This is a genomic window from Streptomyces sp. NPDC048331, from assembly GCF_043201215.1.
Classification (GTDB): domain Bacteria; phylum Actinomycetota; class Actinomycetes; order Streptomycetales; family Streptomycetaceae; genus Streptomyces.
The window spans coordinates 64,674-72,639 of record NZ_JBICYT010000035.1 but is presented as its reverse complement, the minus strand read 5'-3'; the positions used below and the strand labels follow the sequence as shown (position 1 = coordinate 72,639).

Here is a 7,966-nt window from a genome sequence, read left to right as displayed (position 1 = left end):
ACGGCGGTACGTCCGGTACGAGCCGTGGCCCTCCGCCTTGCGATGCACCGCACCGGACAACGCGACCCGGCAAACCTTTCCGGTCACGGCACTAGCGACGGGCCTGGAGGAGGTCCTCCAGCTGCTCCTCACGGGCCTGGGCGGCCACGAAGAGCAGTTCGTCGCCCGGCTCCAGGGTCTCCTCCCCGTGCGGGGTGAGGACCCGGTTGCCCCGGATGATCGTGACCAGCGAGGTGTCCTCGGGCCAGGAGATGTCGCCGATCTGGGTGCCCGCGACCGAGGAGTCGGCCGGCAGGGTCAGCTCGACGAGGTTGGCGTCGCCGTGGCTGAAGCGCAGCAGCCGCACCAGGTCACCGACGCTCACGGCCTCCTCGACCAGGGCGGACATCAGGCGCGGCGTGGAGACGGCGACGTCGACGCCCCAGGACTCGTTGAAGAGCCACTCGTTCTTCGGGTTGTTGACGCGGGCCACCACGCGCGGGACCCCGTACTCGGTCTTCGCGAGCAGCGAGACGACGAGGTTGACCTTGTCGTCACCGGTGGCCGCGATGACCACGTTGCAGCGCTGCAACGCGGCCTCGTCCAGCGAGGTGATCTCACAGGCGTCGGCCAGCAGCCACTCGGCCTGCGGCACCCGCTCGACCGAGATGGCCGTCGGGGCCTTGTCGACCAGGAGCACCTCGTGGCCGTTCTCCAGCAGCTCACCCGCGATGGAGCGACCCACCGCGCCCGCACCGGCGATCGCGACCCTCATGCGTGTGCCTCCTCAGGCCCCTCGGCGAACGCCGCCTCGACCTTGTCGATCTCGTCCGTGCGCATCATCACGTGGACGAGGTCGCCCTCCTGCAGGACCGTCGCCGACGTGGGCAGCATCGCCTCGCCCAGGCGGGTGAGGAACGCCACGCGGACGCCCGTCTCCTCCTGGAGCTTGCTGACCTTGTGGCCGATCCACGCGGAGGAGGTGTGCACCTCGGCGAGCTGCACCCCGCCGCTCGGGTCGCGCCACAGCGGCTCGGCGCCCGAGGGGAGCAGCCGGCGCAGCATCTGGTCGGCGGTCCACCGCACGGTGGCGACGGTGGGGATGCCGAGGCGCTGGTAGACCTCGGCGCGCTTGGGGTCGTAGATACGGGCCGCGACGTTCTCGACGCCGAACATCTCCCGGGCCACGCGGGCGGCGATGATGTTGGAATTGTCACCACTGCTGACGGCGGCGAAGGCGCCCGCGTCCTCGATTCCCGCCTCCCGCAGGGTGTCCTGGTCGAAGCCGACACCGGTGACGCGGCGGCCGCCGAACCCGGCGCCGAGCCGGCGGAATGCGGTGGGGTCCTGGTCGACGACGGCGACCGTATGCCCCTGCTGTTCCAGGGTTTGCGCGAGGGCGGAGCCCACCCTTCCGCAACCCATGATGACGATGTGCACGGCCGTCCTTCCGGCTGTCAGCGACTCGCTGGTTCCCAGCCTCATTGCATGCTCTGGTTTAACAGGGTCTCAGACCATGGCCCAAGCTACACACGGGTGGTCGCCCATGGGACCTCTTGCGTCGCAGTGGTGGTGCGGGTGGGGAGGAATTGCGGCGGGATTGCGGTATGAGGGGGTGGGGGTTCGTCAGGCTGATTTCGAACGCTTACGATCCTCTGCGTGTCCAAACTGACCGACGTGCCCAAACGGATCCTGATCGGCCGGGCGCTACGCAGCGACCGCCTCGGAGAAACGCTCCTACCCAAGCGGATCGCCCTTCCCGTCTTCGCCTCCGACCCGCTGTCGTCCGTGGCATATGCCCCCGGCGAAGTCCTGCTGGTCCTGTCGATCGCGGGCGTGTCGGCGTACCAGTACAGCCCCTGGATCGCGCTCGCGGTCGTCGTGCTGATGTTCACCGTCGTGGCGTCCTACCGCCAGAACGTCCATGCCTACCCGAGCGGTGGCGGCGACTACGAGGTGGCCAACACGAACCTCGGCCCCAAGGCCGGCCTCACCGTGGCGAGCGCCCTGCTCGTCGATTACGTCCTGACCGTCGCCGTATCGATCTCCTCCGGGGTCGAGAATCTCGGCTCCGCGGTGGATTTCGTGATCGAGCACAAGGTGCTCTCGGCGATGGTCATGATCCTTCTCCTCACCCTGATGAACCTGCGCGGCGTGAAGGAATCCGGGAAGCTGTTCGCGATCCCGACCTATGTCTTCGTCGCCGCCGTCTTCGTCATGATCGGCTGGGGAGCCTGGAAGGGCATCGTCCTCGACGACACCATGACGGCCCCCACCGCGGATCTGGAGATCAAGCCCGAGCAGCAGGGCCTCGCCGGCTTCGCGATGGTGTTCCTGCTGCTGAGGGCCTTCTCCTCCGGCTGTGCGGCCCTGACCGGCGTCGAGGCCATCAGTAACGGCGTGCCCGCCTTCCGCAAGCCCAAGAGCAAGAACGCGGCCAGCACCCTCGCCCTCATGGGCGGCCTGGCCGTCACCATGTTCTGCGGGATCATCGGCCTGGCCATGGCCACCGACGTGCGGATGGCCGAGAACCCGGCCGAGGACCTGCTGAAGGACGGCGTCCCGGTCGGCCCCGGATACGTCCAGCACCCGGTCATCTCCCAGGTCGCGGAGGCCGTCTTCGGCAACGGCAGCTTCCTCTTCATCCTGCTGGCCGCCGCCACCGCCCTCGTGCTCTTCCTGGCCGCCAACACCGCGTACAACGGCTTCCCGCTGCTCGGCTCGATCCTCGCCCAGGACCGCTACCTGCCGCGCCAGCTGCACACCCGCGGCGACCGGCTCGCCTTCTCCAACGGCATCGTGCTCCTCGCGGGCGCGGCCATGCTGCTCGTGTGGATCTACGACGCCGACTCGACCAAGCTGATCCAGCTCTACATCGTCGGCGTTTTCGTCTCCTTCACGCTGAGCCAGATCGGCATGGTCCGGCACTGGAACCGGCACCTGAAGTCGGAGCGCGACGTCGCCGCCCGCCGCCGGATGCACCGCAGCCGGGCCATCAACACCTTCGGCGCCTTCTTCACCGGCATGGTGCTGGTCGTCGTCCTCGCCACCAAGTTCACCCACGGCGCCTGGGTCGCGCTGCTCGGCATGGTGATCTTCTACGGCACGATGACCGCGATCCGTAAGCACTACGACCGCGTCTCCGCCGAGATCGCCGCCGCCGAGGGTCCCAGCGAGGACAGCGTGCGGCCCTCCCGGGTCCACTCGATCGTCCTGGTCTCCAAGGTCCACAAGCCCACGCTGCGCGCCCTGGCCTTCGCCAAGCTGACCCGCTCGGACACCCTGGAGGCGCTCAGCATCAGCGTCGACCCGGCCGAGACCAAGGCCCTGCGCGAGGAATGGGACCGGCGCGGGATCAACGTCCCGCTCAAGATCCTCGACTCGCCGTACCGCGAGATCACCCGCCCGGTGGTCGAGTACGTCAAGGGCCTGCGCAGCGAGAACCCGCGCGACGCGGTCAGCGTCTACATCCCCGAGTACGTCGTCGGCCGCTGGTACGAGCACCTCCTGCACAACCAGAGCGCGCTGCGCCTCAAGGGCCGGCTGCTCTTCACCCCCGGTGTGATGGTCACCTCGGTGCCCTACCAGCTGGAGTCCTCGGAACTCGCCAAGCGGCGGGCGAAGAAGCGCCAGGACTGGAACGCCCCGGGCGCGGTGCGCCGCGGTCCGGTGGACACCCCGCGACCGCCGAAGGAGCCCACCGCCAAGGGCTAGCGGCAGGGCAGGTTGGTGAACGGCCGGACGAGATCCACGTAAACTGGTGGGTCGGTCGTCCGGCCGTTTTCCGTTTTCGGTTTTTTGGAGTCTCCCCACCATGACGAGCGTCGAGCAGAACGAGAAGCAGTCACTGGTCGGGGAGGAGTACGAGGTCGAGGTCGGACCCGTCGCGCACGGCGGACACTGCATCGCCCGGACCGAGGACGGCCGCGTGCTGTTCGTCCGCCACACCCTGCCCGGCGAGAAGATCGTCGCCAAGGTCACCGAGGGCGACGTCGACTCCCGCTACCTGCGCGCCGACGCGATCACCGTGCTCGACGCCTCCAAGGACCGCGTCGAGGCCCCCTGCCCGTACGCCGGCCCCGGCAAGTGCGGCGGCTGCGACTGGCAGCACGCCAAGCCCGGCGCCCAGCGCCGGCTCAAGGGCGAGGTCGTCGCCGAGCAGCTGAAGCGGCTCGCCGGGCTCACCCCGGAGGAGGCCGGCTGGGACGGCACCGTGATGCCCGCCGAGGGCGACAAGCTGCCGGCCGGGCAGGTGCCGCAGTGGCGCACCCGCGTGCAGTTCGCCATCGACGAGGACGGCAACGCGGGCCTGCGCAAGCACCGCTCGCACGACATCGAACTGATCGACCACTGCATGATCGCCGCCCCGGGCGTCTCGGAGCTCGGCATCGAGCAGCAGGACTGGCCCCAGATGGCCACGGTCGAGGCGATCGCGGCGACCGGCTCCCAGGACCGCCAGGTCGTCCTGACCCCCCGCCCCGGCGGCCGCCTCCCCCTGGTGGAGCTGGACAAGCCGGTCTCCGTCCTGCGCGTGGAGGAGAAGGACGGCGGGGTCCACCGTGTCCACGGCCGCCCCTTCGTACGGGAGCGCGCGGACGGTCGTACGTACCGCGTGGGCATGGGCGGCTTCTGGCAGGTCCACCCGCAGGCCGCCGACACCCTGATCAAGGCCGTCATGCAGGGCCTGATGCCGCGCAAGGGCGAGATGGCCCTCGACCTGTACTGCGGCGTCGGCATCTTCGCGGGCGCCCTCGCGGAGCGCCTCGGCGAGACCGGTGCCGTCCTCGGCATCGAGTCGACGAAGCGCGCGGTGGAGGACGCCCGCCACAACCTGGCGGACTTCCCGCGGGTCCGCATCGAGCAGGGCAAGGTCGAGGCGATCCTCCCGAAGACCGGCATCACGGAATGCGACCTGGTCGTCCTGGACCCCCCGCGGGCGGGGGCGGGCAAGCAGACGGTCCGCCACATCACGGGCCTCTCGGCCCGCCGCATCGCGTACGTGGCCTGCGACCCGGCAGCCCTGGCCCGCGACCTCGGCTACTTCAAGGAGAACGGCTACAAGGTCCGCACCCTCCGCGTCTTCGACCTCTTCCCGATGACCCACCACGTCGAGTGCGTGGCCATCCTCGAGCCCCTTGGGAAGGGCCTCTGACCTGCGGGTTAGGGCAGTGTGACATGGGCGCGACGTGTGGTCGCGGGCGCCGGTGAATGTGACGCGTGACGGCGTTCGTGTATCTCGGAGTTCGCCTGAGACCAGGCTGCTACAGGCCGTGCTGGTCGAGCAGCGCCGTCAGCTTTCGCTTGCGTTTCTGGTCATTGCGCAGGGCGGTCATGTAGGTGGTGAACGCGTCTTCCGTGCCGAGGGTGCGGTGGCAGGCGCGGACACTGAGGAGGAGCTCGACGAGATGCTCGTACGTGGCGTCGCCGGTTCGCGTGAGCAGAGGGCCGATCAGGCGTAGATACACGGTCAGGGCGTCTGCCGGGCGGCGGTCCCGGATACCGTCCGCCAGGGCGAGCCACTGGCGGCCGTCGGCGTAGCCGGCGGTGGCGGCTTCCCAGGCCGCGTCGTGGTCGGCGTCGTCCAGCAGGGCGTCGACCAGGGCCGAGCCTGAGGGGCCCAGGCTCTTCCGGGGGCGGGTATCGGCGCGCAACGCGTCCAGGGCGTGGGCCCGCGCGGGTTCGTCCCAGCAGTCGGCCACGCGGGCTGCTGTACGCAGGTCCTGGTACGTAGTGAGGGAGCGGCGGCGCAGGAGTACCTCGCGGCGGACCGCGACGACATCGGCCGGGCGGCCGGTCCGGGCGTAGCGCTCGCAGACGAAGTCCGCCAATCGGCTGTCCGGACCGAGCGCGGGATCGGACTCGCGCAGGCCGCGCTGCGCCCAATCCAGGGCCTCGGCCGGGCGGCCCGCCCGCTCCAGTTCCTGGGCGATCACCAGGTGCGTGGCGCCGGTCGGGGAGAGGTCGGCCGCGTGGACGGCGATCAGCGCGTCGACGCTGCCTTCCGTCCTCATCAGGTCCTCCATGAGGTACTTCTCCGTCCAGCCCTTCGGGTTGGCACGCCAGGCCGCCACCACCAGCTCGTGGGCCCGCACCAGGCCCGCCTCGCCCAGTACCTCCTCGTAGTCGGACAGGGCGATGTCGGTGGCGTCGTTCACGTCACCCAGGAGGTGGTCCACCAGCCAGTCGGCGGTCTGCACCGGGTCGAGGCGGGCCGCACGGCAGGCGTCCAGGTGTGTCTCGGCCAGTGCGCTCGCCACCTCGCCGATGACGCCGTCCGAGTCGTCGATCTCGCCGTAGGTCCGGCCGAGGGCGGTGATGGCCGCCCTGGCCACCTCCACCGCCTCCGTCGCCCGGCCGGTGTCCGTGAGCGCGCGCAACGCGGAGACGGCCTCGGAGGCCTGGAGCCCGTAGGCGCGGGCGTCCGCGTACTCGACGTAGCCGTACCGGGCGAAGGGTCGGGTGTCCAGCAGGCCGAGGACGCGCTCGCGTACGGCGCCGAGGTCGCTCCCGGCGGCGGCCGCGCGCAGTTCGAGGCGGTGGCGCAGGGCGCGGTCGCCTGCGAGGTGCTCCCTCACCAGGGCGAGGAGTTCGTCCCGGTCGCGGGATTCCAGCCAGGCGTCGAGCTGCCGGCCGCGGGACGCGGCGGCAGCCCGGCGCCGGGGTACCGACTCCGCCTCTCGCAGGACGGCAAGGCCCACCGCGACGCAGTGCTTACAGAAGTTGCCTTCCTGCCCGTACGGGCAGGAACACCATCCGGTGAGGCCGTCCTCGTGCTCCGTCAGCTCGACCTCGTAGGCGTCGGTGCCGTCGACGGTCGCGGTGATCGCCGACTCCCCGATCTCCAGCGCGGACACCGAAGAAAGGTAGGAGAGGCCCCGCTCGAACGACCGAGGTCCCGCCAGTCGTCGCAGCTCGTCCTCACCGAATCCAAGTGTGGTCCCCATGTACCTCATCCAACCGGAGCGGACATGCGGGCAGACACGTTTTGAGCAGATGTTTGGTCGACTCCTGTGTGGGCGTCTTCCGGGCTTCGCCGCGATCGAGGGCCTGGGCCTGACCGGCATCCGCAACGAGGAGCTCCGGGAGCTGACCCACCACAGCATCACCGAGTACCGCCTCCCCAGCACCGTCGAAGTCGTGCCCCTGCTGCGGGTCGTGCCCGGGACGGCGGAGCCTGCGCCGGCGGGACGAAGCGTCGGTGTTTCCGCTATGCGCCGGAGGACAGTCGGCTTGCGGCCTGGTCCCATGGCTGAGGCTCGACCAGGTCGTCCCTGTCGAAGGCGTCCTCCTCGTACCAGCCTGTTCCTGCAAGCCAGTTCTCCAGCCACGCTGCCAGGCCGGCGGAGTCGAGGAACCAACACCCATCCCACGACCCGCCGCTGTACGGGTTCGGCTCGAAGAGCAGGACCTGACCGTCTTCACTGAGACAATCAACGCCTGCGTACATGGCACAGCCCCAGGTCAGGATCGGTACGACGCCTTCGGGCCACTTCGGGTGCTCCACTCCGACGGACGCCTCACGCCGCGCCAGGTACTCGCCGGCGATGCTGGAGCCCGGACCGAGCAGGGGCAGCAGTCGGTGGGCGGGGCCGAAGCCGCCGTCGGCGACCTCGCGATACAGGCGCACAAGTAGGGGATGCAGCGCGAAGCCCAGTTGCCCCTCGGCCTCCGCGATCTGGGCATCGCCGACAGACGCCGGAAGGACCTCGCTGTCCGATGCGGCCCGGAGGGCAACGCGTTGCACCAGGTCATCGATGTCGGTCATGACCGTGATGCTGTCAGAGCCCCCCGACATCTCGACGGCCAGGGCGGACGGAGAAGCCTGCGTCCGCCGCTCCCCGCTGAGCCCCGAGCCCGCGCGGCGTGGCCGGCTCGAGAAGATCCACGACAACCTCCTCGACCGACCGTCGATCACCGCACTCACCCCCGACGTCGGGACGGGACCGGATTATGCTGTGACCGGCCCGGGCCGAGCCGTAGTTCGTTC

6 protein-coding genes are annotated in these 7,966 nt (G+C 70.0%); 2 read left to right on the top strand and 4 right to left on the bottom strand.

Annotation, left to right across the window (positions count from 1 at the left end; genetic code table 11):
* Positions 1 to 91: 91 nt before the first annotated feature.
* Entirely contained in the window at positions 92 to 754 is a 663-nt protein-coding gene (locus ACGFYY_RS33935) for a TrkA family potassium uptake protein (RefSeq protein ID WP_030765850.1), read from the bottom strand.
* Positions 751 to 1,419, bottom strand: a complete 669-nt coding sequence (locus ACGFYY_RS33930; protein WP_365264269.1) for a TrkA family potassium uptake protein — start codon at positions 1,417 to 1,419, stop codon at positions 751 to 753. Before ACGFYY_RS33930 ends, ACGFYY_RS33935 begins: the two co-directional genes overlap by 4 nt.
* 219 nt (positions 1,420 to 1,638) lie before the next feature.
* Here ACGFYY_RS33930 and ACGFYY_RS33925 point away from each other — a divergent pair, with 219 nt between their 5' ends.
* The gene (locus tag ACGFYY_RS33925) at positions 1,639 to 3,693 is read left to right on the top strand and encodes an APC family permease (RefSeq protein ID WP_365264271.1); all 2,055 of its coding nucleotides are present in this window, start codon (positions 1,639 to 1,641) and stop codon (positions 3,691 to 3,693) included.
* Between the two features lie 100 nt (positions 3,694 to 3,793).
* Positions 3,794 to 5,131 (top strand): class I SAM-dependent RNA methyltransferase, encoded by a 1,338-nt coding sequence (locus tag ACGFYY_RS33920; protein WP_393715341.1) that lies wholly within the window; start codon positions 3,794 to 3,796, stop codon positions 5,129 to 5,131.
* Positions 5,132 to 5,240: 109 nt separating this feature from the next.
* On the opposite strand, the gene ACGFYY_RS33915 is transcribed toward ACGFYY_RS33920, so the two are convergent.
* Positions 5,241 to 6,923, bottom strand: a complete 1,683-nt coding sequence (locus ACGFYY_RS33915; protein WP_393715339.1) for an SWIM zinc finger domain-containing protein — start codon at positions 6,921 to 6,923, stop codon at positions 5,241 to 5,243.
* A 263-nt stretch (positions 6,924 to 7,186) separates the two neighbouring features.
* On the bottom strand, positions 7,187 to 7,744 hold the full coding sequence (locus tag ACGFYY_RS33910; RefSeq protein WP_393715337.1) for an SMI1/KNR4 family protein: 558 nt from the start codon (positions 7,742 to 7,744) through the stop codon (positions 7,187 to 7,189).
* Positions 7,745 to 7,966 lie beyond the last annotated feature (222 nt).